This window comes from Mitsuaria sp. MSU3D, from assembly GCF_056867975.1.
Genome location: NZ_CP200314.1, coordinates 5,743,243 through 5,767,685 on the forward strand (window position 1 = coordinate 5,743,243; position 24,443 = coordinate 5,767,685).

Here is a 24,443-nt window from a genome sequence, read left to right on the forward strand (position 1 = left end):
TGGTTACCTGGGCGATGGCGCCCGCGATGGCTCGGGCGCCCTGGAGAACCATCTCGCGGACTCGGTCAGCACCGGCGTCATGACGCCCCATCCCGCAGCCAGAACCGCCAGCGCCGGCCCGGGCGCCGGAAAGCTCCCGGCGCCCAGCCGCACCGCCGCGAGATAGGACAGCGGGCCGCCCACGGCGCCCAGGGCGGCGGCAAGGAGCGGCCGTCCATGCAGCCAGGACAGCGGCCCACGAAGCAGCGTCGCGAACAGCGCCCACAGCGCGAGGATCCAGACCGGCGCCCAGCCTTCAAGCGGTCCCGGCGACGCGTACAGCACCCAACCGCCTCTGAGCATCCAGGTATCCCAGGCCAGGCCCATCAGGACCGCCTGCGCTGTCAGGGTGATATCCGCAACGGGCCGGCCGCTCATGCGCCAGCTGACGAGCACCACGGCGGCCACGGCCAGGACGCCCCACCCAGCCTGCGCCTGCGCCGCGCCGTACACGCATGCGAACCACGCTCCCTGAAAGAGGCAGAACTGGACGATGCCGATCAGGAGGTGCCTCCAGGCGGGCCGGATGGAAAGATTCATTTTTCTTCCTGGGTCATGTCAGCGGCGAAGCGCTCGCGCAGCTGTCGCGCCTGCGCGCTGATCGCATGCATGTCCGCTTCAGAGAGGCGATCGAGCTGTCGGATCTGAGCACCGAGTCGTGGATGGCGAGCGAATCGCGCCCGGTGCTGGCGCATGAAATCCCAGTAGAGCGTGGTGAACGGGCAGGCCCGAGGACCGACCTTGAGTTCCGGTCGATAGGGGCAGCGCGCGCAATACTGACCGCTGCTCATGCGCTCGATGTACTTGCCGCTGGCGATGTAGGGCTTGCTGGTCATCAAGCCGCCATCGGCGAACTGGCTCATGCCCAGCGTGTTGGGCAGCTCGACCCACTCCACCGCATCCACATAGACGGCGAGGTACCACTCGTGCACCCGATCCGGCCGCACGCCCAGCAGCAGTGCGAACAGCCCGGTGACCATCAGCCGCTGGATGTGATGGGCGTAGCCCAGCGTCAGCGTCTGCCGCAGCGCATCCGCCAGGCAGACCAGGTCCGTCTCCCCGGTCCAGAAGAAGGGCGGCAGCGGCTCGTCGGCGTCCAGCGCATTGGCCTGCGCCAGCGCCGGCATGCGGGTCCAGTACAGACCACGCACGTACTCCCGCCAGCCCAGTACCTGTCGGATGAAGCCCTCCGCGCTGGCCAGCGGCACCTGGCCCGCGCGCCAGGCCTGCTCGACGCGCGACACCACCTCCCGCGGGCCGATCAGTTTCAGGTTCATGGCGGCCGACAGCTGCGCATGCCACAGCCAGGGCGTGTCCGGCCACAGGGCATCCTGCCAACGGCCGAACTCCGGCAGACGCTCCGCGATGAAGCGGTCCAGCGTCTGCAGCGCCTGCTCCCGCGTCACGGCCCAGTCGAAGTCTTCCAGCGATCCGGGGTGATCGGGGAACTCCCGCGCCACAAGCGCGATCACCTCCCGCGTCACGGCGTCGGGCGCGAAGCCCACCCGCTCCGGCACGAAGCCCGGTCCACCGCGCGGGAAGGGCTGCTGGTTCTCCGCGTCGAAGTTCCAGCGGTCCCCGGCGGGTTCGTCGCCGACCATCAGGACGCCGTGCCGGCGCCGCATGTGCCGGTAGAAGGTCTCCATCCGCAGGCTCCGCCGATCGCCGGCGAAGGCCGAGAACTCCCGCACGGTGCAGAAGAAGTGGCGGTCGTCCCGCAGCTCGATCGTCCCACCCGACTGCGCGGCAGCGCCACGGAGCGCCTTCAACACACGCCAGTCGCCCGGCGCGGTCATCAGCACGCGAAGCGGCTGCCAGCGCTGCAGCGCGCGCGACAACTCGGTGCCGAGACTCCCGGTGTTTCCGGCGTCGTCCAGCCTCACGTAGTCGACGTCCCGACCCAGCCGGCGCAGGACATCGGCGTGATGACGCATGGCCGCGAGAAACAGCGCAATGCGGATCCGGCTGGACCACACGTGCGTCGACTCTTCGCGGACTTCCGCCATCCACACCTTGTCGACGCGCGGGTCGAAGTCGTCGAACGCGGAGGACTGCGCATCGAGCTGGTCGCCGAGCACGATGACGAGGGAACGCACGGCACCCCTCATCGCGCTCATCCCGGCCGGGCCGGCGACCCGTGAATCGATGCGGGCAGCACGTCCGCGGCAAGCTGCCGCACGCGGCGACACGAGTCGATCGAGGGAAATCCGGCGGTCGGGCGAAGGGACGACGACATATGCGATGGGAGTGCGGGGAGGCCGGCGTTGCACGCCGCTGAAGCCATTGGGAGGCCCTCGCCTGTACGTGCGTCGCGCCGTTTCAGATCACAGTGAGTTGCACTTCCTCCTGCCATCAACAACAGCCCAGCTCAGCGGGTCCCTTCTTTGAAGGCCGCACCGCCTCATGAGCGGATCGTGCTGCCGGCAGCAGGAACGATCAGTGACGGCGCGGTACCGCCTCGGCACCATTTCCGTCATTCGACGCATGCGGTGTCCGGCTCGTGGAACGAGATCGGAACAGCGGCGTTCTTTCATATCCATCGAGAGGGAAATGACAGTGAAGCTGAAGCGACTGATCGCAGGTCTGGTGATGATCGGCTTGACCCACGTCCATGCACAGGTCAAGCAGGAGGCGACAGGCGCGGACCTGATCGTGCACAACGCCAAGATTTTCACTGGCAATGCCGCGCAACCCGCGGCCTCCGCCCTGGCCGTCAAGAGCGGGCGCATCTACGCGGTCGGCTCCGAAGCCGAGGTGCTGGCCTTGAAGAGCGCCGGCACGCGACTCATCGACTCCCGCGGCCGCCGGCTCATCCCGGGCCTCATCGACGCGCACACCCACGTGCTCAACGAGGGCGGCTACAACTTCACCCTGCGTTGGGACGGCGTGCCGACGCTGCGTCGCGCCCTGGCGATGTTGAGCGAGCAGGCCAGGCGGACCCCGGAGGGGCAGTGGGTGAAGGTGATCGGCGGCTGGTCTCCCTACCAGTTCGAGGAGAAGCGCTTCCCCACCATCGAGGAGATCCGGCAGGCCGTCCCCAACCGCCCGCTCATCGTGCAGTACGCCTACAACCGCGCCTACCTGAACCAGCAGGCGATGGACGCCCTCGGCGTGGGCACCGACAAGTTCCCCCAGCTGCCGGACACCGTGCTGGAGAAGGATGAGCAGGGCCGGTACACCGGCGTCGTCCATGGCAACACCTTCATGTTCATCGCCCTCGAGACCATGGTCCCCCAGCTGAGCTTCGATGAGGAGGTCAGCTCGCTGGTCCAGACGGTCCACAGCCTCAACCGCGTCGGGATCACGTCCATCGTCGACGCGGGCACGGGCTTCCGCGGCTATCCCAAGGCGCAGCGCACCGTGGACGTCCTCGCCCGCGACAACCGCCTCAACATCCGCATGCCCTTCGTGGACATCCAGTTCGACGGCAACGTGGTGGACGCGCAGATCACGGCGATCACGAAGACCGCGCCCATCAGTCCCGGGCAGAACCTGCACCCGCAACTGGCGCACGGTCACGTCTATCGCGGCGCCGGCGAGCTGCTGTCGGCGGAGGTGCACGACCACGAGAATTTCGACCGCCCCGCGATCGTCATCCCGCCGGAAAAGTGGCACGAACTGGTGGAGCGCGACATCGCCAAGCTGGTCCAGCGTCGCATCCCTTTCCGCGAGCACATCAGCTACGACGAGAACATCACGCCCTTCCTCGATGCGCTCGAGAAGCTCAATGAGAAGACGCCGCTCGACGGCCTGCGGTGGAGCCTCGAACACGCCGAGACCATCAGTCCCGCCAACATCGCCCGCGTGAAGGCGCTGGGCGGCGGCATCGCACTTGACACCAAGATGGCGCTGCACGGCGACGGCTTCATCAAGACCCACGGGCGCGAGAAGGCACTGCTCACGCCGCGCCTGCGCGAGCTGGTCGACAGCGGCATCCCCCTGGCCATGACCACCGACGCCTTCCGCGCGGCCTCGTTCAATCCGTGGGTCGGCATCAGCTGGATGGTGTCGGGCAAGTCGATCGCCGGCACCGAGGTGCTCGCCAAGGACAACCGGCTGTCGCGCGTCGAAGCGCTGAGGCTGTTTACCCGCAATGCCGCGTGGTTCATGCACGCCGACGCGGAGGTGGGCATGATCGCCCCGGGCTACCTCGCCGACTTCGTGCTGCTGGACAAGGACTACTTCACCGTCGCGGAGTCCCAGATCAAGTCCGTCGGCTCGGTCCTGACCGTCATGGATGGCCGGGTGGTGTACGGCGCGCAGGACTACCAATCGCTGTCGCCGGTGCTGCCCGAGGTCTTGCCCGCCTGGTCACCGATCAAGTACTTCGGCGGCTACTACCAAGCTCGATGAGTGGCACCGCACCCGTCAATGCGCGGGGGCGGTGGTGGCGGTCAGGCGGGGTGAGTGCGCGCGCAGCGGGGCTCGGCCTGCTCTTGCCCGCTTCCCTGCTCCTGATGGCCGACGCCGCGCTGGCGCAGTTCCGACCCGTGCGTTTCGATGACGATGTCAGCGCCCAGCGCCAGTCCTGCAACGCGGACGACGGCGGCCTCGCCTGCTGGAAGGACCGTCAGGTCGCGGACGACCTGCGCCTGAGCGTCGGCGGCGATCTGCGCTGGCGCTATGAGCACGCCGACCATCCGCGCTACGGGCTGGACCGGCAAGACCGTTGGGGCGTGGTGATGCAGCGCGCTTCCGTCTTCGCCGACCTCGGCGTGGGCGAGCACTGGCGCGGCTTTGCCCAACTGGCCAGCTCGATCACCCGGGGACGGGCCGGCGGTCCGTCCCCGGTGGACGAGGACCGGCTGGATCCCACCAACCTGTTCGTCGAATGGCGATCGGCGGTGGAGGACGGCGGCATCGGCCTGCGCGCCGGCATCCAGGAACTGCAGTTCGGAACGGGACGCGCCATCGATGCCCGCGAGGGTCCGAACGTGCGGCGCAGCTTCGACGCCGTCCGCGGCTACGCGACGAGCGGTGCCTGGCGTGTCGACGCCTTCGCCGCGGCGCCGCGGCAGAACCGTCTGGGCAGCTTCGATGACGCCCGCTCGCAAACGCAGACGCTGCGAGGCCTCTACGCGACCCGCACCGGCAGCGTGAGTTCCTGGGACGTCTACCTGCTGGACTTCGAAGACGAACTGGGACGCTACGCCCAAGGGGTGGCGCACGAACGCCGCTGGTCGCTCGGCACCCGCGTGTTCGGCGGCCACCAGGCCTGGGACTGGAACTGGGAATTCGCCGTGCAAGGCGGGCGTTTCGGCGACGCCGACATCCGCGCCTGGTCGCTCGCGACGGACACCGGCTACACCTTCGATGGCGTGGATGGTCAGCCGAGGGTGGCGCTGCTGCTCGCCGTCGCCAGCGGCGACAAGGATCCCCACGACGACCGCCTCGGCACCCTCAATCCGTTCTATCCACGCGGCAACTACTTCGGCGATGAAGCGACGCTCGGGCCCCGCAACTTCTTCAACATCCACCCGGCCCTGAGCCTCAAGGTGGCGCCGCGGGTCCAGCTGAATGCCAGCCTCGACTTCTTCTGGCGTCACAGCACCCGCGATGGCGTGTATGCGCCCAACGGCCTGTTGTTCCGTGCCGCCGGTGACAGTCGCGCCCGCTACGTGGCGACCATCGCGTCGGTAGGCGCTACCTGGACGATGGCGCCGGGCTGGTCCACGACGGTGGTCGTCGCCTACGCACAGCCGGGCGCGTTTCTGCGCGAGACGGGCGCCGGCGAGGTGCTGAGCTTCCTCAGCCTCAGTGCGCAGTACCGGTTCTGAACCCGTCAGGGCGGCATCCGTCAGGCCACGGCCGCTGGCGTGACCGGCTACGTCCACGCGTCGTGCACGCTGGAAGAGCTCCGCCAGGCCGCCAGCGCGGTCATCGCCGGTCGTCGCTACCTGTGCCGCACCGCGGCGGCCGCGGTGGCGGAAGACTGGCCAGGCGATGCCTTGACGCCGCGAGAGTTCGACGTGCTCACCATGCTGTGCGTCGGCCTGGACAACAAGTCCATCGGCTTGCGGCTGGGCATCGCCCCCGGGACGATCAAGACGCATGTGAAGACGGTGCTGCACAAGCTGAACGTGCACAGCAGGACGCAGGCCGTCATCCAAGCCATGCGCCGCGATCTGATCGACGAGTGGCGGTACTCGTCGGCGATCGATTCCGACTGTCGTGCGCAAGATCGGACAGTGACCTCTCGCGGCGGCGTCGGCAACATCCCTTCTCACCCGCAGGCGACCCCCCGCCGCGCATCGCCGCGGCGGAGCCTGCTCAATCCCACCGACGGCGCGTGAGCGCCAGATCATTCAAGGAACTACCCATGCCCAAGACCGGTCTTCCCGCATTGCTTCGTCCCGAAGACAGCATCGTCGTCCTGATCGACCATCAGCCCTACCAGTTCGCGAACCTCCACAGCCACGAGCCGACGATGATCACGAACAACGTCATCGGGCTCGCGAAAGGCGCGAAGGTCTTCGACGTGCCGACCATCCTGACCACGGTGATCGAGGAGCGCGGCGGCTACCTGATCAAGGGATTGCAGGACGTGTTCCCCGACCAGAAGCCGATCAACCGCACCTTCATCAACACCTGGGAGGATCCGGCGGTCACCGACATCGTGAAGAAGAGCGGCCGCAAGCAGCTGATCCTCGCGGCGCTGTGGACGGAGATCTGCCTGGCGATGCCGGCCATCCAGGCGTTGGGCGAAGGCTACGACGTGTTCGTCGTCACCGATGCCTCCGGCGGCGTGTCGGCGGAGTCCCACGACATGGCCGTGCGCCGGCTGGTGCAGGCGGGCGCCGTGCCCATCACCTGGATGGCGGTGATCTCCGAATGGCAGCGCGACTGGGCGCGCGTGGAGACTGCCGTCGCGCTGACGGAAGTCGTCCGCGACCATGGCGGCGCCAGCGGCATCGCCTACGCCTGGGAAGTCCAGCTGCTGGAGTCGGCGACCAAGGGGTCCAACATCCCCAAGATCGCCGGCTGAGGGTCAGGTCATGCCTCGGAGGAGAACCCCATGAATCGTGGACGGCGATCTGCGCTTCGATGATCCGGCGGATGGCACCGGGCACATCGGCTTCGGCGGCCTTGAATGGATGCGTGCCGACGACCGGCCCCGCGCATGTCATCCTTGGATCGATCCCGGTGTTCAGCGGCAAGGCGAGCGGCGAGAGGCGACCACCGGGCAGGCGATCTCTACGCCGCCACGAGATTCGGTGTCTGGTCGAAGTACTCGCGCAGCAACTCGATCAGCACGCGGATCTTCCGTGAGGGGTGCGGGCCGGGTGGACGCACGACATAGGCGCCCGCCGTCCGGACGGGATGGCGGGTCATGACGGGCACCAGGGCGCCGGACGCCCGATGGCTGTGGGTGAGGCCATCGGGCAGATAGCCGATGCCCAACCCCGCGACGGCCGCGGCCACCAGCGCCGACCCGTTGTCCGCCTTGAAGCGCCCTTGCGGACGCACCGTGATGACCTCGTCGCCATCCATCAGCTGCCAGCTCTCGGTGCCCTGCATCAGCGCCTCATGCGCCAGGAGCTCCGCGGGGGTCTCGGGCGCGCCGTGCGTCGCGATGTAGGCGGGGCTGGCCACCAGCTTCGCGTGGATCTCGCCGACGCGCGCGGCGACGAGGTTCGAGTCGGGCAGGTAGCCGACCCGGATCGCGCAGTCGAAACCTTGCGTGACGAGATCGACGAAGTGGTCGCTGTAGCAGGTCTGGAGGTGCAGCTGCGGGTGCCGGCGCGCCATCTCCGCCAGCACGGGGGCGAAGTGCGTCGGACCGAAGGACAGCGGCGCGGCGACGCGCAGGCGCCCGCGCAGGTCGCCGGCCGGCAGGACCGTCTCCCGCGCGATGTCGAGCTCCGCGCAGATCCGGGCGGCGTAGTCCCGGAAGGTCATCCCGGCTTCCGTGAGCGCCGCGCCGCGCGTCGTGCGCGCCAGCAGCTGCACGCCGAGGTCGGCTTCCAGCCGCGCGAGACGCCGGCTCACGATGGATTTGGCGACCCCCAGCCGGAGCGCGGCGGGGGAGATGCCTCCCGCGTCCGCCACTTCAACGAAGGTCTTCAGCTCGTCGATATCCACGTCGCGTTCCTGTTCTGGCAACACAGCTGCACGCGCAGCGGGGCTACCGTACCACGTAGGGGAATGCGAACATCGTTTCCATGACGAGCCCTCCTGAGCTTCCCGAAAATCTGTTGAAACGGGAGACCTCAGGCCGCCGCTGGAGCGGGGTCCTGGTGGAGGTGACGGAGTTCACCTGCGGGGGTCGGGTCTTGCATCAGATGCGGCACGGACCCGAGACCCGGCTCGGCGTGATCCTGGAGGAAGTCGGCCGCGGCCGTTGCGAGCCTCGCTTGAGCGCGAACACCCCGTGTCCGGTCGACTACAGGCCGCGTCACATGCACTTCGCGCCGGCGGACATCGAGCTCTGGGGGTACACGGCGGATGCGCGTTTCGTCAAGGATGTCAGCCTCAGCTTCGACATGCCGACCTTGTGCGAGCGTCTGCAGATCCCGTCAGGCACAGGTCTGCTCGACGTCCCGAGACTGCGCTTCACCGATGACCGGGTGTGGTCGCTGGCGAAGCTGCTGGCCGAGGCTGTGCAGGATCCCGATCCCGGCGCGCAGCTGTACGGGGACTCGCTGATCGCGGCGATCGCGGCTCGGCTGCTGGAGCCGCCCAAGACCGCCGACAAGCCGGCGGCGGGCCTGTCTCCGAGGCAGCTGAGGGACGCGATCATGTTCCTGGATTCGCAACTCCCGGCGCGAGTGGATCTGGCGACCCTGTCGGCGTTGGCGGACCTGCCCCAGTCGCATTACAGCCGCGCCTTCAAGGCGTCGACGGGCGTGGCCCCCTACCAATGGCAGTTGCGCGCACGGATCGAGCGGGCGAAGGATCTGTTGATGAACACCTCCCGGTCGCTGGACCACGTGGCCGAGGCCACGGGCTTTGCCGATGCCGTGCACTTCGGTCGGGTGTTCCGCAAGGTGACCGGATCGACACCGGCGGCGTGGCGCCTGGATCGGCTGACCTAGCCTGGCGGGCGTGGTCGTCGACACGATGCTCCCGCGAGGCACGACCTGGCACCGTTCTGGCACGGGCCTGGAACGACGCGCCCCGAAATGGAAAATCCGTGCGAGCAGAGGCTCGTGCCGACTCGCCGGTGCGACTGCCGCTCGTGCTCTTCGCTTTGGTGAACTCATTCGTATGCAAAATCCGTCGATCTGAATTGGTACCGGTACCAATCCTGTAGACATGGGGCATCGATGAGGCATCGCTCGCCCCCGCACGAACAACGGACAGGGGTCGAACGGATGAATCTCACGAGGTGGATACCGCGTGGCGCAGCGGCGCTCTCGCTCTCGATGCTGGCCTTGTGCGCCTGCCCGGGGCTGGCGCTGGCGGAGCAGCCGGCGGTCGACGCGGCGCTCATTGCGCGCGGCAGGCAGCTGGCCATCGCGGCCGATTGCGCGGCCTGCCACACCACGCCCAAGGGCGGCGCGCCCTTCGCCGGCGGCTATCGGATCGAGTCGCCGATGGGCGCCATCGTGGCGACCAACATCACGCCGTCGACGACGCACGGCATCGGCGGGTACACGCTGCTCGAGTTCCAGCGCGCGCTGCGTCAGGGCGTGCGTCGCGACGGCGGCCATCTCTACCCGGCGATGCCCTACACCGCGTACACGCAGCTGTCCGATGCCGACACCGCCGCGCTCTACGCGTACTTCATGCACGAGGTGAAGCCGGTGGACCAGCCGGTGGCCGAGACAGAGCTGCCGTTCCCGTTCAGCGTGCGGGCCTCGATGGCGGTGTGGAACGCGCTGTTCCTGAAGGACGAGCGCTTCACACCTGACCCCGCGAAGTCGGAGCCGGTGAATCGCGGCGCCTATCTGGCCAACGCGCTCGCGCACTGCAGCACCTGTCACACGCCGCGCAACACGCTGATGGCCGAGGAACTGGGCAAGCCCTTCCTGTCCGGCGCCAACGTCGGCCCCTGGTTCGCGCCGAACATCACCTCGGACCCGGTGCACGGCATCGGCGGATGGAGCGAGGACGAGCTGGTGCAGTACCTGCGGACCGGTCAGGTCCACGGCAAGGCGCAAGCGGCCGGCCCGATGGCCGAGGCGATCGAGCACAGCCTGCAGCACCTGCCCGAATCGGACCTGCGCGCCATCGTGGCCTATCTGAAGCAGACGCCGGCGGTGGCCGGCGCCGCCGCGCAGGCGGGCGGCAAGGCGCGCCACGCGTTCGGCGAGGCGTCCCGCGATGAAGTCGCGCTGCGCGGTCTCCAGCAGGTCGATCCCGGCTGGCGGGTCTTCAGCGCCAGCTGCGCGCACTGTCATCAGGAGAACGGAACCGGGACCTCGAACGGCGAGTACCCCTCGCTGTTCCACAACAGCGCCACGGGCGGCGATCGCGCCGACAACCTCATCGCCACCATCCTGCACGGCGTGGACCGCACCGTCGCCGGCAAGCCGCATTTCATGCCGGCCTTCGGCGATGCCGCGTCCTTCACCGATCGGCTTGGCGATCAGGAGATCGCCGACCTCGCCAACTACGTGCTGAGCCGCTACGGCAATGCCGCGGTGAAGGTCGGCGTCGAGGACGTCCGTGTCGCCCGCGCCGGTGGCCCCAAGCCTTTCCTCGCGAAGGCGCAGCCCTTCATGGTGCCGGGCGGCGTGCTGGTGCTGCTGGTGCTGATCGCCCTCGTGCTGCGTCGCCGACGCCGTGTGCAACGCGCCCGGCGACTGCGCGGCGCCTTTTGAACGGAGTCCTCCATGACCCATGAACACGATCCCTCGCAGGCGCTGAACCGGTCACTCTCGCGGCGCAGCCTGCTGGAAATGGCCTCGCTGGCCGGCACCGCGCTGGCCCTGGGCGGCGCGGGCCTGCTGGCCGCGCGCGAAGGCCTCGCCGCCGGCGCGGCGCCCGCCGCGCTGCCGGCCCCCGACTTCCTGCGGCTCTCCGTCTTCCTGACCGGCGGAAAGCCGCTCGACGCGACGCTGGCCGGCCGCTACCAGGCGGCGCTGGCCAGGCGCGATCCGCAGTTCGACGACAGCGCCCGGGCGCTCCTCGCGGTGATGTCGACGAGCCGGGCCGCGAGCGTCGAGCAACTGCTCGACGCGCCGGAGCTCCAGGACACGCTGCGCGCGCTGACCACGCGCATCGTCTCCGCCTGGTACCTGGGCATCGTCGGCCAGGACGCCGACGCCGAGCTGATCAGCTACGCCGAGGCGCTGATGTACCGCCCGACCCAGGACGTCCTCGTGGTGCCGACCTACGGCGCCGGCCCCGACTCCTGGGGCGACAAGCCGGGCGTGACCCCGCCTGTGACCCCGGCCGCCACCAACGAACGCAAGACCGCATGAGCACACAGTACGACGCCGACCTGATCGTCATCGGGTCCGGAGTGATGGGCGGGCTGATCGCCAGCCGCGTCGCCAAGGCGGGCAAGTCCGTCATCATTCTCGAAGCCGGTCCGCGCGTGCGCCGCGCCGACATCGTGGAGACCTTCCGCAACTCGCCGGTGAAGCTCTCGCTGGCCAACATGAAGCTGCAGGGCGCGGGGTCCCCGTTCCCGAATCCGCCGCACATCCCGTCGACCTATGGCGACTACCTGCGCCAGACCGGGCCGGTCTCCTATCCGACCAAGTACCTGCGCGTGGTCGGGGGCACGACCTGGCACTTCGGCTCCGCGCTGTGGCGGATGATCCCGAACGACTTCAAGCTCAAGACGCTCTACGGTCGCGGCCGCGACTGGCCCATCGGCTACGACGAGCTCGAGCCCTACTACTGCCAGGCGGAAGCGGAGCTGGGCGTGTCCGGCGCCGACGGCCAGGACGAGAGCGGCCACGGCGGCGAGGCCAGTCCGCCGCGCTCGCAGCCGTTCCCGATGAAGCCGCTCAACGAGCCCTACTTCATGAAACGGGTGGCGGAGATGCTCAAGCCCGGCGGCTACCACCCGGTGATCGAGCCGCACGGCCGCGCGTCGCGTCCCTACGGCAACCGGCCGGTCTGCGCGGGCAACAACAACTGCAACCCGGTCTGCCCGATCGGCGCGAAGTACGACGGCTCCATGCACATCGACGTCGCGGAACGCGCGGGCGCGAAGCTGCTCGACAACGCGGTGGCCTATCGCATCGAGGCAGGCCCCGACGGCAAGATCACGCGCGTCCACTACAAGAAGCCGGACGGCAGCTCGCACGCACTGACGGCGCGTCACTTCGTGCTGGCCGCCTACGCGATCGAAGGGCCGAAGCTGCTGCTGATGTCGACCTCGGAGAAGTACCCCAACGGCATCGCCAATTCCTCCGACCAGGTGGGCCGCAACCTGATGGGCCACACCGGCATCAGCATGAACATCATGATGAACGAGGACGTGTGGCCGGGGCAGGGCCCGACGGAGTTGCTGGTCTATCTGAACTACCGTGACGGACCGTTCCGCAAGGACATCCCCAGCTACAAGACCAAGTTCCGCAACACGGTGACGACGCAGCAGATCGCGTCGGAGCTGCTGGCCAAGGGCGTGATGGGCACCAAGCTGGACGAGGAGATCCGCAAGCGCTCGGCGCGCTCGCTGAACGTGGCGGTGGACTTCGAGACCGAGGCGCAGCCGCAGAACCGCATCGTGCCGAGCAAGACGCACACCGATGCCATCGGCATCCCGGTGCCGGAGATCTACTACAGCGTCAACGACTACTGGAACGCGGGCCGCGACTTCGCGGTCAAGGACCTGGAGCGGATGGCCAAGCTGATGGAGGCGGACGTCCTGAAGACGGACACCAAGCATCAGGACCGCCAGCACATCATGGGCACGACGCTGATGGGCGACGATCCGAAGGATTCGGTGGTGGACCGCGACTGCCGCACGCACGACCATCCCAACTTCTTCATCGCGGGGACGGGCGTGATGCCGTCGGCCTCGTGCATGAACCCGACGCTGACCGGTGCGGCCTTGAGCCTGCGCATCGCGGACACGCTGCTGAAGGAGATCTGATCGTTGGATGCGGAATCCGTCGAAGGCTGAAGCGGCCGGCCTGGCCGATCGCAAGCGCGACAGCGACAGCGAAGGCAGCGCGGCCCCTCGTGGAAGAGGGCGCCCGCGCGACCCTGGCAAGCGGGCGAGCATCCTCACGGCAGCGCGAGAGCACTTCGCGGAGTTCGGCTTCGACAAGGGCAGCGTGGACCGCGTCGCCGCGGGCGCGGCGGTTTCGAAGGTCACGGTCTACAAGTACTTCCCGTTCAAGTGACGCTCATCACCGCGCCGGAGATCCTCGCGCACATCCGCCTGCTGCATGCGAGCGTGTCGGTCTCGCCGGCGCTGGGACACGACCTCTTCAACTCCGGACCGGAGGCCGTCATGCAGGACCTGGCCGGCTTCCTGCTCGCCTGCCGCGAGGCGGGCTCGCTGGCGATCCGGAACGTGCCGCAGGCGGCTGAGCAGTTCCTCGGCATGGTGCGCGGCAACGAGCAGATGCGCCTGCTGATGAGGTAGCCGCCGCTGCGCGCCAAGGCGGCGACGCGGACGTACTGCCGCGCGTGCGTGAGCGTGTTCATGCGGGCGTACGCGCCCTGATCCGGGATCTGTTGATCAAGCGGATCGGGCAGCAAGCGAATGAGATTCGCGAAGAACCGCGATCTATCGAGGGCTGGCGACGCAGTGCCGTTGGTGGCGGTGCTGGCACCGGAGCCGCAGGTCATCTGTTTTCGCCTGCTTACAATTGATGCAGCAGTCCTGCGCGCGGCCCTCTGGGCCAGCCACCAGCAGGCTATCCATGGGGAGCAGCCGACCACGAACGGCTGGGGATATGGGAGCGTTGCATGTCGTCATCGACAAGAGGGTCTGAAGATCAGGCCGCGAGATCCGCAATCACCAAGCTGTTCGACGACACGCGTCGGAGACTGGTAGAGACTGGGACTCGAAACCGACTTGTGCACGTCAACCGTGCCAACACTCGAGGCAACGTCCTGAACATCGTCAACGAGCGGTCGAACGATGTCCATGCCATTCTTTCGGCGGGCAGGGCGATGCGCTTCCTTGCCCTTGGTCGCGACAAGGATGAGGAGAAGGACTCGGTCCCTTTCACGGATTCGGGTGGCGAAGGTTTCGACGAGGGGCGTTTCCAGGACGTTCAGTTGGAAACCCGGTTGGGACCGGATGCCCTCCAAAAGAAGCTCCTCAAGATCGCTCGCGAAGCTCAGACGGCCGAGGAGGAGTCGGGCGTCAATATCCTGTACTTGGCCCTCGGCTTCCTGACTTGGTTCGAGGACAAGTCGTCGGTCGTCGCCCGCGAAGCTCCTCTGGTGCTGCTCCCGGTAGAACTCGTGCGCAATGCCAGGACGTCCACTTACGACCTTCGGATGCGGGAGGAAGACCTCGTCGCCAACCTGCCGCTCCAGCAGCGCCTGTTCGATGACTTCGGGATCCAACTGCCCGAACTGGAAGTCGGCGATGAATGGTCGCCGAACAACTACTTCGAAGAGGTTGCTGAAGTCATCGCTCAGCGGCAGGGATGGAAGATCGAAGCCGACGCCGTGCAACTGGGCTTCTTCAGCTTCAACAAGCTGTTGATGTTCAAGGATCTGGCGGTCGATGCTTGGCCGGACGGCGCCTTGGCGGATCATGCGCTCACGCGGGGGCTGCTGTACGAAGGCTTCACATCGGAGTCGCCGCTGTTCGACGGACAACAGCCCCTGGACCTTGCGCTCCCGCCGGACAGGCAATTCCACGTAGTCGATGCCGACGCGTCGCAGGCTCAGGTCATCGAGGAGGTGAGAGCCGGACGAAACCTGGTGGTGCAGGGGCCGCCGGGTACAGGCAAGAGCCAGACGATCACCAACATCATCGCCGCGGCGTCCAAGGAAGGTCGACGTGTGCTCTTCCTCGCGGAGAAGATGGCGGCGCTTTCCGTTGTCCATGATCGTCTTGTGAAAGTCGGCCTGCGCGACATCTGCCTGGAGCTGCACTCGCGCAATGCAAACAAGAAGGCGGTGCTGGCGGAACTCGCAAGGACCCTGTCGCAGGCGGCAGCTATCCCTGAGATGCCTGACGCGCCCGTGGCGTTGCGAAATTCGCGTGACCAGCTCAACGACATTGCAGCAGCGTTGCACATGCCCATCGGCCAGACGGGCGAGACGCCCTATGCCGTCATCGGACGGCAGGCGAGGTTCATGGGCGCCGGATATGCGCCTCCAACTCTGGACACGACATCGCTGACGGCCATGAGTCGTGAGGGCGAGGCAATGCTGGTCCGAACGCTGCAGCTCTACGGCGAACGCATCGCTGCCGAGGATTCGGGTGCACCGCATATCTTCGAAGGAGCCCGGAACCTGGAGTTGCAACCAGTCGACCTGGAACGGCTGGCACCCCGTCTGGTTGAGGTGCGACGGGCCGCCGACAACTTGTGGGAGGTCTTGAACGAGGCCCTGCTCGCGGTTGGATCGACGGCGCCGAGAGTGTTGGCGACAACCGCGCCTGCGGAGGATCTGGTCACACACCTTTCCGGCTTGCCATCGAATGCAGTGGATGACGCCAGGGCTTTGCTCACCTTGTCGGATGGGGCGCGTCTGCGGGAGGTCCTGTCTGCCGGGGTTGCGTGGCGAAGCAAGCGGGACGAGGCTGAACAGCTGTTCATCGAGACTGCATTTTCGAATTCGGCTGGAGGCTTGCGGGCGCCGTTGGTCGCCGGCACTCAGTCGTTTTTCGCTCGTTGGGGCAGTGCCTACCGCGGGGCTTCGAAGGAATTAGCCGGGCTGCTGCGTGGTGCTCTTCCCAAGGCCGCGGCGGATCGTGTCGCCCTTGTTGATCGGTTGCTTGCCATCTCGACGGCGAAGGCGGCATGGGAGTCCGACCGCGAATATGCCGGGAGGGTGCTCGGCGATGCCTGGCGCGGCGAGCGCACGGACTTCGCGCGCCTGCTCGCAGTGTCGGAGTGGTGCGAGACGGCTCGCACATCAAAACTGGGCGCAACACATGAGGGATTGCTAGCGCTGGCGGCGCGATCGCAAGACGTCGCGAGGATCTGCGAGGGGCTGCGGCGTGTCGTGGAAGCTGCACGAACAGGCCTCCGTTCCATGATCGAAGTCCTCGATCTCGACCTCGCCACAATCGGCGCCAGCGACGTCGAGCGTATTGATCTTGCGTCTGTCGCGCGCCGCTTCGGCTCGATGGCCGAGGCGCCTACTCGTTACAACTCCTGGGTGCAACTCGCTCGCCTGCGTCGCGTGATCGACGATGCAGGACTGGAGAGCCTTGGTGCGCGGATGCGGTCCGGCGAACTGGATGGTTCCTCGGCGGTGATTGAACTTCAATACGCCCGGGCCGAAGCCCTCTGGAAGTTGGCATTGCAGGAATCCGTCGTCCTGCGCAGCCTCTCCACCCTGGACCGCCATGATCTTGTGCAGCGGTTCGCGGGCCTGGAACGCTCGCGGCTCAAGGAGAGCGTAAGGACCATCCTGGCGGGCCACTTGACGCAAGTGCCGCAGGGTGCCCAAGGCGAGATGAAAGTCATCCGCGGTGAAATGGCGAAGAAGCGTGGTCACCTCGCGGTTCGGCGTCTGTTCGAGCGCGCGGGTACTGCTGTCCAGCGCATCAAGCCCGTGCTGCTCATGAGCCCGATTTCGGTTGCGCAGTTCCTGCCCCCAGGGGCTCTGGAGTTCGACCTTCTGGTCATCGACGAAGCATCCCAGGTGCGGCCCGAGGATGCGCTCGGCGCGATTGCGCGCGCCAATCAGATCGTCGTGGTCGGCGACAACAAGCAACTGCCGCCGTCCTCCTTCTTTGATCGTGTGGTCGCGGGCGAGGAGGACGATCAGGAAGGGGACGACGAGGACCTCGGGCCGGACCTCTTGGATGGCGCTGCCAAGCTCGGATCCATGGAAAGCATCCTCACGCTCTGCGAAGCACGCGGGCTCGGCTCGCGGATGTTGAGATGGCACTACCGGTCGCGCGACCCGTCGCTCATCGCAGTGTCGAACCAGGAGTTCTACGATGGCGGGCTCATCCTGCCGCCTTCGCCTCTGCAGCAGGATGACGCCTATGGCCTGTGCTTCACGCGTGTGGACGGCGCTTACGACAAGGGCGGCAAACGCGACAACCGCAAGGAAGGCGAGGCAATCGTTGCGAGGGTGGCGGAGCACGCCCGAAACCATCCCACGATGTCTCTCGGCATCGTCACCTTCTCGTTCGCGCAACGCAACCTGATTACCGAATTGTTGGAGCAAGCTCGGCGCACCAACGCCGTGTTGGATGCCTTCCTTCGTGAAGGCCAGGCCGAAGATGTCTTCGTCAAGAACATCGAGAACGTCCAGGGGGACGAACGAGACGTGATCCTGGTGAGCGTTGGCTACGGGCCCACAACGCCTGGCGGCAAGCTTTCGAGCATGTCCTTCGGCCCGGTGAATGGCGAGGGTGGCGAGCGGCGCCTCAACGTCCTGTTCACTCGTGCACGCGTGCGCTGCGAGGTATTCGCCTCGTTCGACCCGGGCGACATCGACGTAAACCGCACATCACGCGTGGGCCCGCGGATCCTGAAGCGATTTCTCGAATTCGCGAAGCATGGGCGAATCGACAACAGCTCACTGACAGATCTGGAGGCGGATACTCCGTTCGAGGAGGACGTCGCGGAGGTCATCCGCCAGCACGGATTTCTTGCCGACCCACAGGTCGGCTCGGCGGGCTTCCGCATCGACATCGGGGTCCGTCATCCCGACAGGCCATCAACCTACCTGCTGGCAGTGGAGTGCGATGGTGCGACTTATCACAGTGCGCTTTGGGCGCGCGAGCGAGACCGTCTGCGCCAGGACGTGCTCGAGCACTTGGGATGGCGCTTTCATCGAGTGTGGAGCACGGACTGGTTCTACAACCGCGCGACCGAGACAGAGCGATTGGTCGCGGCGCTCGCCTCCGCGCGTGAGGTCGCCGAGGCGGGGATCCGGATCAACGGCGCCAACCAAGCGCGGCCGGTTTCGGCGATTGACATAGAACCAGACCTGAAGCAAATCGAAGTTCCTGAAATCGTTGAAAGGCTGATGCCGCCTTACAAACGGGCGGTGTTTCCTACACGCAGCGATCAAGAACCCCACGAGGTGGCGATCGCCACGCTCTCCGCGCTTGTAAGCCGCATTGTCGAAGCAGAGGGGCCTTTGCACGTCGAGGAAGTGGCGCGACGTCTGGCCGCCTGTTATGGCAAAGAGAAGGCGGGATCGCGAATTCTTGGTGTGGCGCATACGGCGTTGATCAGTGCAATGACACACGACACGCAGCTACGGACGGACAGCGGGTTCTGGTTCACCGCTACTCAGGCCGACTCACCCCCTGTACGGGACCGGAGCGCGGAGAGTGGGGCGACGCTCAAGGCGAGCTTGATTTCCAACCTGGAGATCGATGCCGCATTGCAACTTGCGCGGGAGGACAACGCGGGGGGCGATGACGCTGAGCTGGTACGTGCTGCGGCGAAGTTGATGGGATTCCGACGAGTTGGATCCGAGCTTCACGCGCGGATTTCTGGTCGAATAGTCGCCTGCGAGTGAAGATCTCTGCTGGGAGGACCGTCACGCGCGATGGCGCGATTACGCAACTGGATCTAGGGGCGTTTTGCTTCCGACGCCAATGCATCGGAGGGGCTGGGGTCGATGGGTGCGCCCAGTTGCAGCGGATAGTCCGACGGACAAACGGCATGGACCATGCCATCAGCCCCTGTCGTCTTCCGGATTGATCTGATGAACTTCACCGGAATCGAGAACGAGCCGCGTGTTCCGCCGTAGAAGTGCAGAGTCGGCTTCACGGCCGACGCCGAACTGCTCGCGGCTGAAGGCAACGCAGCACTTGCCACTCCCGATGCTGGCGAAGCCGATGCAGCCGGTGCCGAGGCGGCGGGCTCGTTCGGCGGAGCAATCTCTCGTCGATCGACGACACCACGCCAGCACGCGATTTGCATCGCAGGCTCCAGGCTTGATTGGATGGTCACGTCATAGAGAACGCAGGTCTTGCCGGTGGCGCCCGGCGTCCGACCCCACCCGATCGCCTGCATCGACGCCAGGATCTCGCATCCTTCGGGTTCGAGCATGATCACCGCGCGCTCTACCCTCAATGACGACATGACCATCACCCCTTCGAGCATCCGACCGCCGAGACCCAGCAGGGTGCTCACAGCCCCCAGGATTAGGACGTTCATGCCGACGACCACAGACCATTTGACGATCGATCGGCCTTTTCGCTCCACATCGACGAGCACGAACAAGCTGAAGCTGAACGTCGCCACAAGCGACCCGGCGATCGCGAATGCACCGAGGAGGAAGGTCACCATCGAGTCGTGCAAGAGCAGGAACTCGGACTTCAAGAACACCAGCATCAAAAGTGCTACCGGATAGAGCGAGACCAGCGCCGCGCTATAGCCCAGCACGATCCAACTCACGAGGGCGAAGCCTCCTCTCGATGACCGACCGTTCTCGATGACGACGCCGTAGACTCGATCTGCACGTCGATTGAACAGGCGCCATAGCCCGAGCAGTCCCAGGCCGGTGACGGAGAAGGGGATGCCCACGCACCCGATCCAGGTCATCGGTGTCCATTTGCCGCTGGGCTGTGCGAGCAGTCCCGACGCGGCCAGGATCAAACCGACACATCCGCTTCCCACGGTTACGAGCGCGAAGGACAGGATCCGTCTTCCTGCAATCTCAGTGGTGCATCTCGTGGTTGACGGTAGGACTCCATCGCTCGCGACTGCGACTGCTCCGGGTGCGGTTGCGGCGCTGGCGTCTGACGGTTTTCTGGAAGGCCGCGTGAAGAGCCTATGCATGAGTTGGGCAAACGGCGTCTTGTCGAGGAAGGCTCGCGATAGCAATGCGGGGAAGGTCCAGAGCGCCAGCAGGGTGACGGTCAGTACCAGTGCGGTGGCAACAACGATCGTCGCCAACGCGGGAAGATTGCTTGCCTGCCCTACAGGCACGCCGCCAATGCGCCAGAAGTACAGCAGTGTCAGCGCGCCGCCGGCGAAGCTCGCAAAGGCGCCGCCTGTCAGCGCGATCCACAACGGCTTGAGACGATCGAAGATCTTGATCGCCTGGTTTCTCGGCTCCATGGGTTCCTCTCCTAGTGAGCGGCGCACGATAGCGGCGGCCGCGTACGGGCACCATCGGCCCGAAGGGGGTGCTGCTCCAGTCGGCGCCGACGGCGACTGAACTGAGGCGTTCGCGGCCACCCTCGCTTTCAAGCCGTTGCAATCCAAAACCCCAATTTTATGAAAGCGCTTTCAGAATCCGCATTTCTTGCCTAGGATGGTTGGCGCAGGAGAAAAGTCGCGGACCTGGACCAGCGTCGCAGAGCGCTGGCCGGACCGTGCCGATCGGTGCCCTCCCGCACACCATCGACACCTCTTGGAGACATGAATGGGATTGCAGAACCGCTTCGACGCGCAGGGGATCCTGCGCGCTACCGCCTTGGGCTTGTTGGTCACTGCCGCCGCGCAGGCCGACGCCAGCGTGACCAACCCGACCATCGGTCGCCTGTTGTGGTCCGAGGAGTTCAACGGCGCCTCGTTGAACACCGGGCTCTGGACGGCGTACGACGGCAACGGCTGCCAGATCAATCTCTGCGGCTACGGCAATGCGGAGCTCGAGTACTACAGCCCGAACAACCTCTCCATCGCCGACGTGCCGTTTGAAGCCGGCACGCGGGCGCTGGCGATCCGGGCGCTGAGGCAGACCGTCGGCAGCAACGAGTTCACCTCGGGGAAGATCGATTCCTTCAACAAGGTGCAGGTCAAGTACGGGATGATCGAGATCCGCATGGCGACGCCGCAGCTGCAGACGGGTCTGTGGCCGGCGGCGTGGCTGCTGGGCACCAGCCCGCAGGTCTGGCCGCGCAAGGGCGAGATCGACATCGCCGAGCTGGGCCACAAGTCCTCGGCCTGGGCCGCCGCGGGTGCGCCGGGGCCGGACTACTTCGTCGGCGCCAACGTGATCACCTGGGCGCAGGCGGCCTGCGTGCCGGGCAATGAATCATGCGCGGCCTCGACGGCGTGGCAGACCAAGAACTGGTACAAGCCGACGGTCTCGTTCGCGAACCGCTTCGTCAAGTACCGCTTCTATTGGACGGAAAGCCAGATGCGGTTCACCGTCGTCGACAACGACGGCGAGCACGACATGTACGACCAGCCGCTGCCGGTGAACACCGAGGCCTTGCGCGCGCCGTACTACTTCCTGCTGAACCTGGCGGTGGGCGGCAACTTCACCGACGCGGCGAATCCCTCGCAGGTGACGGCGCCGCTGCCGGGCACGATGTACGTGGACTACGTCCGCGTGTACGAGCTCGACGGCAAGGGCGAGGTGAAGCTGGGCAACCAGACCGTGCCGGAAGCGGCGGGCAAGTTCGGCGTGTTCACCGACAACACGACGATCACAAACAAGCTGGAGGCGGGCAGCACGTCCGACATCTTCCTGTGGAACGGCGCGTCGACCGGCGCGGGCAACATCCAGCCGGCCGAGGGCACCAACGTCATCGCGTGGAGCTACAACACGCCGGGGCAGTGGTTCGGCGGCGGCATCCAGGCACGTCAGTTGCGTGACCTGACGAACTACCGCAACGGGAACCTGAAGTTCCGCATCAAGATCCCGGCGAACGTGTCGTTCAACATCGGCATCGGCGATACCTACACCAACCAGAACTGGGTGAACTTCCCGGCGAACACGACGGCCTTCGGCCTGGTGCGCAATGGGGAATGGGCGACGGCGACGGTGCCGATCTCGACGCTGATCGGACCGAAGGTCGCGCTGCAGTCGATCGCGGACATCTTCATGTTCTCGGGCGACAACACCAAGCTGCCGGCGCAGGCGTTCCAGTTCGCGATCGACGATGTGTACTGGGATACGGGAACGACGACGCCGACAGACCCGACGACGCCGACCACGCCCACCACGCCCGACGGCATCACGCAGCCGACGGCGACCACGGTGAAGTTCTCGCAGGCGACGGGCACCTGGGCCGACGTGCATTACACGGTCAACGGCGGTGGCCAGTTGAACGTGCGCATGCTCAAGGAAGGCAGCGGGAATGCGTACACGGTGTCAGGTCTGAAGAAGGGCGACATCGTGCGCTTCAACTTCACGTACTGGGACCCGGCGCGCAACGGCGCGTATGACACGGCGCAGCAGAGCTATACGCTGAAGTGAACGTTGGAACGGGGCGCTTCGGAACTCTCCGAGGCGTTCCCTTCGACAGAGGTCTGTCGCAAAGCCGCCTTCGGGCGGCTTTGTCATTGGGCCTGCGACGCCTGGATGTCGACCGGCTTCAGCGGCCACGGTCGACGGCGATCGGTCGTGGGGACGGCGCGGCGAAGAAAATTTTCCGGACGCTGTAACCTCAGCGGCGGCTACTCCGAATAGACAGGTACGGAACGCGCAGGAGCGCTCCGCTTCATCCACCTGAACCTTCTTACGGAGTGCACCCCATGATCAGCAAGACCCAATCCGCCGCCCTGGCCGCCGCCGCCGCCCTGTTCGCGCTGTCCGTCCAGGCGGCCCCTGCTCCGCAGGGCAGCAGCGGCCTGGCCGTGGCCGCCAGCGACAAGGTGCATTGCTACGGCGTGCACGAGTGCAAGGGCAACGCGGACTGCAAGACCACGGAGAACGCCTGCAAGGGCCAGAACGCCTGCAAGGGGCACAGCTTCAAGGGCATGAGCGCGGCGTCGTGCCTGAGCGCAGGCGGCACGATCGGCGATCTGGCCGCGAAGTAAGCCCATGAGGCCCGGCCCCGCATCGCGCGTCGCGCAGCCGAGCCCGGGCTTCGGCCTGGGGCTGCGCAGCACGCACTATCGAGAGTTCCTCGAGCGGCCCCAGCCGGTCGACTGGCTGGAGGTGATCTCGGAGAACTACCTCGTGCCCGGCGGCAAGCCCTTGGCCATGCTGGACGGCATCCGCGCGAAGGTTCCGATGGTGATGCATGGGGTCTCGATGAACCTGGGCGCCGTGGCGGGTCTGGATGCGGACTACTTGCGGCAGCTGGCGTCGCTGGCCCGTCGCGTCGAGCCGCTGTGGGTCTCCGATCACCTGTGCTGGACCGGCGTTCACGGTCGCCATCTGCACGACCTGCTGCCCTTGCCCTACACGGACGAGGCGCTGCGGGTGGTGGTGCGCAACATCGGTCAGGCGCAGGACGCGCTGGGCCGCCGACTGGTGGTCGAGAACGTCTCCAGCTATCTCGACTATGCGGACTCCAGCCTGAGCGAGGCGCAGTTCGTGGCCGAGGTCGCGCGACGGGCAGACTGCCTGCTGCTGGTCGATGTGAACAACATCCATGTGAGCGCCGTGAACCACGGATTCGATGCGCTCGCCTACCTCGATGCGTTGCCCGCCGATCGCGTGCAGCAGATCCACGTCGCCGGCCACAGCGACCACGGCGATCATCTGATCGACACGCATGACCAGCCGGTCGCCGGGCCGGTCTGGCAGCTGTACGCCGAGGCGCTCCGAAGATTCGGCCCGGTGGCGACGATGATCGAACGGGACGACCACATTCCGCCGCTGTCGGAGCTGCTGGAGGAACTCGATCAGGCCCGCGTAATCACTGCGACCGCCTGGCCCGGCGATGCCGGAAGGAAGGCCGCATGAACGCCGCCGGGCAGCCCCTTCACCCCCATCGGCCCCTTCAGCTCCTGGACCTGCAGCAGTCGCTGCAGGCCTACCTGATCGGGCAACCCAGTCAGATCGAAACGAAACTGGGTCGGGGTCCCGGCATCGCCGCGGAGCGACGCCTGTCCATCTACCACCATGCCTATCGCGCGCGGCTGCACGAGACGCTGGCGGACAGCCACGGGCATACGCTGCGATACCTCGGCGACGACTGGTTCGAGCGCGAGGCGCTGGCCTTCGTTGAGGTCCACGGCTCGCAGCACTTCAGTCTGCGCTGGTATGGCGCGGACTTCGCCGACTGGCTCCGGCAACGATGGCCGGATGACGGAGAGATCGCCGAACTGGCCGCGTTGGACTGGTCGCTGCGCAGCGCCTTCGATGCCGCCGATGCGCCGACGCTCACGATGGCCGACCTGGCGTCGCTGGCGTCCGAGGACTGGGCCGACCTGCGACTCCAGCTGCCGCCCAGCTACGCGCGCCTGAAGCAGTCTTTCAACACGTTGGCGCTGTGGCAGGCGCTCGACGGCGACGAGACGCCGCCGGCCGCGCAGCCGCTGACCGCGCCGCTGGACCTGCTGATCTGGCGGCGCGGCCATTCACCGCACTTCAGAAGCCTGGGGCCGCTCGAGGCTCAGGCGCTGGATGCGCTGGCCTCGGGTCGCAGCTTCGCCGAAACGTGTGCGGACCTGGCCGAGGCCCAACCTGAACTGAACGTCGCGGCCGAACTGGGCACGCTGCTCCGTCGCTGGGTGGACGAGGAGTTCCTCGTCCGCTGA

19 protein-coding genes are annotated in these 24,443 nt (G+C 66.6%); 15 read left to right on the top strand and 4 right to left on the bottom strand.

From position 1 onward, the window contains the following. Window positions 1–3 precede the first annotated feature (3 nt). Together AC1VNM_RS25375 and AC1VNM_RS25380 are read right to left on the bottom strand one after the other, a co-directional pair. A complete protein-coding gene (locus tag AC1VNM_RS25375) occupies window positions 4–579 on the bottom strand; it encodes a DUF2878 domain-containing protein (protein WP_483108736.1) in 576 nt (191 codons plus the stop codon). Beyond that, window positions 576–2,147 carry a cryptochrome/photolyase family protein gene (locus AC1VNM_RS25380; protein ID WP_483108737.1) on the bottom strand — a complete coding sequence of 524 codons (1,572 nt, stop codon included), beginning with the start codon at window positions 2,145–2,147 and terminating at the stop codon, window positions 576–578. The genes AC1VNM_RS25375 and AC1VNM_RS25380 overlap by 4 nt, the downstream gene beginning before the upstream one ends. A gap of 442 nt (window positions 2,148–2,589) precedes the next feature. On the opposite strand from AC1VNM_RS25380, the gene AC1VNM_RS25385 reads away from it, so the two are divergent. The 4 genes from AC1VNM_RS25385 (at window position 2,590) to AC1VNM_RS25400 (ending at window position 7,024) form a co-directional block, all read left to right on the top strand. Further along, window positions 2,590–4,392 (top strand): amidohydrolase, encoded by a 1,803-nt coding sequence (locus tag AC1VNM_RS25385; RefSeq protein ID WP_483108738.1) that lies wholly within the window; start codon window positions 2,590–2,592, stop codon window positions 4,390–4,392. Window positions 4,393–4,475: 83 nt separating this feature from the next. Continuing rightward, a complete protein-coding gene (locus tag AC1VNM_RS25390) occupies window positions 4,476–5,816 on the top strand; it encodes an alginate export family protein (protein ID WP_483108739.1) in 1,341 nt (446 codons plus the stop codon). A gap of 39 nt (window positions 5,817–5,855) precedes the next feature. Beyond that, the gene (locus tag AC1VNM_RS25395) at window positions 5,856–6,332 is read left to right on the top strand and encodes a response regulator transcription factor (RefSeq protein WP_483108740.1); all 477 of its coding nucleotides are present in this window, start codon (window positions 5,856–5,858) and stop codon (window positions 6,330–6,332) included. A 26-nt stretch (window positions 6,333–6,358) separates the two neighbouring features. After that, complete coding sequence (locus AC1VNM_RS25400) at window positions 6,359–7,024, top strand: hydrolase (protein ID WP_483108741.1); 666 nt, start codon at window positions 6,359–6,361, stop codon at window positions 7,022–7,024. Window positions 7,025–7,233: 209 nt separating this feature from the next. Here the strand turns inward: AC1VNM_RS25400 and AC1VNM_RS25405 are convergent, their stop codons facing one another. Beyond that, complete coding sequence (locus AC1VNM_RS25405) at window positions 7,234–8,121, bottom strand: LysR family transcriptional regulator (protein ID WP_483108742.1); 888 nt, start codon at window positions 8,119–8,121, stop codon at window positions 7,234–7,236. Between the two features lie 272 nt (window positions 8,122–8,393). Here AC1VNM_RS25405 and AC1VNM_RS25410 point away from each other — a divergent pair, with 272 nt between their 5' ends. The 7 genes from AC1VNM_RS25410 (at window position 8,394) to AC1VNM_RS25440 (ending at window position 18,570) form a co-directional block, all read left to right on the top strand. Beyond that, a complete protein-coding gene (locus AC1VNM_RS25410; protein WP_483108743.1) occupies window positions 8,394–9,074 on the top strand; it encodes a helix-turn-helix domain-containing protein in 681 nt (226 codons plus the stop codon). Between the two features lie 279 nt (window positions 9,075–9,353). Beyond that, window positions 9,354–10,805: a c-type cytochrome gene (locus tag AC1VNM_RS25415; RefSeq protein ID WP_483108744.1), complete on the top strand. Its 1,452-nt coding sequence runs from the start codon at window positions 9,354–9,356 to the stop codon at window positions 10,803–10,805. Window positions 10,806–10,817: 12 nt separating this feature from the next. After that, window positions 10,818–11,408, top strand: a complete 591-nt coding sequence (locus AC1VNM_RS25420) for a sugar dehydrogenase complex small subunit (RefSeq protein ID WP_483108745.1) — start codon at window positions 10,818–10,820, stop codon at window positions 11,406–11,408. Beyond that, window positions 11,405–13,036: a GMC family oxidoreductase gene (locus AC1VNM_RS25425; RefSeq protein WP_483108746.1), complete on the top strand. Its 1,632-nt coding sequence runs from the start codon at window positions 11,405–11,407 to the stop codon at window positions 13,034–13,036. Before AC1VNM_RS25420 ends, AC1VNM_RS25425 begins: the two co-directional genes overlap by 4 nt. Window positions 13,037–13,043: 7 nt before the next feature. After that, window positions 13,044–13,289 carry a TetR/AcrR family transcriptional regulator gene (locus AC1VNM_RS25430; protein ID WP_483108747.1) on the top strand — a complete coding sequence of 82 codons (246 nt, stop codon included), beginning with the start codon at window positions 13,044–13,046 and terminating at the stop codon, window positions 13,287–13,289. Continuing rightward, entirely contained in the window at window positions 13,286–13,534 is a 249-nt protein-coding gene (locus tag AC1VNM_RS25435; protein WP_483108748.1) for a TetR/AcrR family transcriptional regulator C-terminal domain-containing protein, read from the top strand. The genes AC1VNM_RS25430 and AC1VNM_RS25435 overlap by 4 nt, the downstream gene beginning before the upstream one ends. Before the next feature lie 326 nt (window positions 13,535–13,860). Further along, entirely contained in the window at window positions 13,861–18,570 is a 4,710-nt protein-coding gene (locus AC1VNM_RS25440) for a DUF3320 domain-containing protein (RefSeq protein ID WP_483108749.1), read from the top strand. A gap of 53 nt (window positions 18,571–18,623) precedes the next feature. Here the strand turns inward: AC1VNM_RS25440 and AC1VNM_RS25445 are convergent, their stop codons facing one another. After that, window positions 18,624–20,120, bottom strand: a complete 1,497-nt coding sequence (locus AC1VNM_RS25445) for a hypothetical protein (RefSeq protein ID WP_483108750.1) — start codon at window positions 20,118–20,120, stop codon at window positions 18,624–18,626. Window positions 20,121–20,427: 307 nt separating this feature from the next. On the opposite strand from AC1VNM_RS25445, the gene AC1VNM_RS25450 reads away from it, so the two are divergent. The 4 genes from AC1VNM_RS25450 (at window position 20,428) to AC1VNM_RS25465 (ending at window position 24,443) form a co-directional block, all read left to right on the top strand. Continuing rightward, window positions 20,428–22,209, top strand: coding sequence for a glycoside hydrolase family 16 protein (locus AC1VNM_RS25450; protein WP_483108751.1), 1,782 nt, complete (start codon window positions 20,428–20,430; stop codon window positions 22,207–22,209). A 278-nt stretch (window positions 22,210–22,487) separates the two neighbouring features. Further along, window positions 22,488–22,772 (top strand): BufA2 family periplasmic bufferin-type metallophore, encoded by a 285-nt coding sequence (gene bufA2, locus AC1VNM_RS25455; RefSeq protein WP_377157890.1) that lies wholly within the window; start codon window positions 22,488–22,490, stop codon window positions 22,770–22,772. A 4-nt stretch (window positions 22,773–22,776) separates the two neighbouring features. Further along, entirely contained in the window at window positions 22,777–23,646 is an 870-nt protein-coding gene (gene bufB / locus AC1VNM_RS25460; RefSeq protein WP_483108752.1) for an MNIO family bufferin maturase, read from the top strand. Further along, a complete protein-coding gene (locus tag AC1VNM_RS25465) occupies window positions 23,643–24,443 on the top strand; it encodes an HvfC/BufC N-terminal domain-containing protein (protein WP_483108753.1) in 801 nt (266 codons plus the stop codon). Before bufB ends, AC1VNM_RS25465 begins: the two co-directional genes overlap by 4 nt.

Excerpts from the sequence above, each read along its gene's own strand:
- bufB (WP_483108752.1), top strand. The coding sequence starts at position 22,777 with ATGAGGCCCGGCCCCGCATCGCGCGTCGCGCAGCCGAGCCCGGGCTTC.
- AC1VNM_RS25450 (WP_483108751.1), top strand. The coding sequence starts at position 20,428 with ATGGGATTGCAGAACCGCTTCGACGCGCAGGGGATCCTGCGCGCTACC.
- AC1VNM_RS25445 (WP_483108750.1), bottom strand. The coding sequence starts at position 20,120 with ATGGAGCCGAGAAACCAGGCGATCAAGATCTTCGATCGTCTCAAGCCG.
- bufA2 (WP_377157890.1), top strand. The coding sequence starts at position 22,488 with ATGATCAGCAAGACCCAATCCGCCGCCCTGGCCGCCGCCGCCGCCCTG.
- AC1VNM_RS25400 (WP_483108741.1), top strand. The coding sequence starts at position 6,359 with ATGCCCAAGACCGGTCTTCCCGCATTGCTTCGTCCCGAAGACAGCATC.
- AC1VNM_RS25425 (WP_483108746.1), top strand. The coding sequence starts at position 11,405 with ATGAGCACACAGTACGACGCCGACCTGATCGTCATCGGGTCCGGAGTG.
- AC1VNM_RS25420 (WP_483108745.1), top strand. The coding sequence starts at position 10,818 with ATGACCCATGAACACGATCCCTCGCAGGCGCTGAACCGGTCACTCTCG.
- AC1VNM_RS25380 (WP_483108737.1), bottom strand. The coding sequence starts at position 2,147 with ATGAGGGGTGCCGTGCGTTCCCTCGTCATCGTGCTCGGCGACCAGCTC.
- AC1VNM_RS25430 (WP_483108747.1), top strand. The coding sequence starts at position 13,044 with ATGCGGAATCCGTCGAAGGCTGAAGCGGCCGGCCTGGCCGATCGCAAG.
- AC1VNM_RS25440 (WP_483108749.1), top strand. The coding sequence starts at position 13,861 with ATGTCGTCATCGACAAGAGGGTCTGAAGATCAGGCCGCGAGATCCGCA.
- AC1VNM_RS25465 (WP_483108753.1), top strand. The coding sequence starts at position 23,643 with ATGAACGCCGCCGGGCAGCCCCTTCACCCCCATCGGCCCCTTCAGCTC.
- AC1VNM_RS25415 (WP_483108744.1), top strand. The coding sequence starts at position 9,354 with ATGAATCTCACGAGGTGGATACCGCGTGGCGCAGCGGCGCTCTCGCTC.
- AC1VNM_RS25375 (WP_483108736.1), bottom strand. The coding sequence starts at position 579 with ATGAATCTTTCCATCCGGCCCGCCTGGAGGCACCTCCTGATCGGCATC.
- AC1VNM_RS25385 (WP_483108738.1), top strand. The coding sequence starts at position 2,590 with ATGACAGTGAAGCTGAAGCGACTGATCGCAGGTCTGGTGATGATCGGC.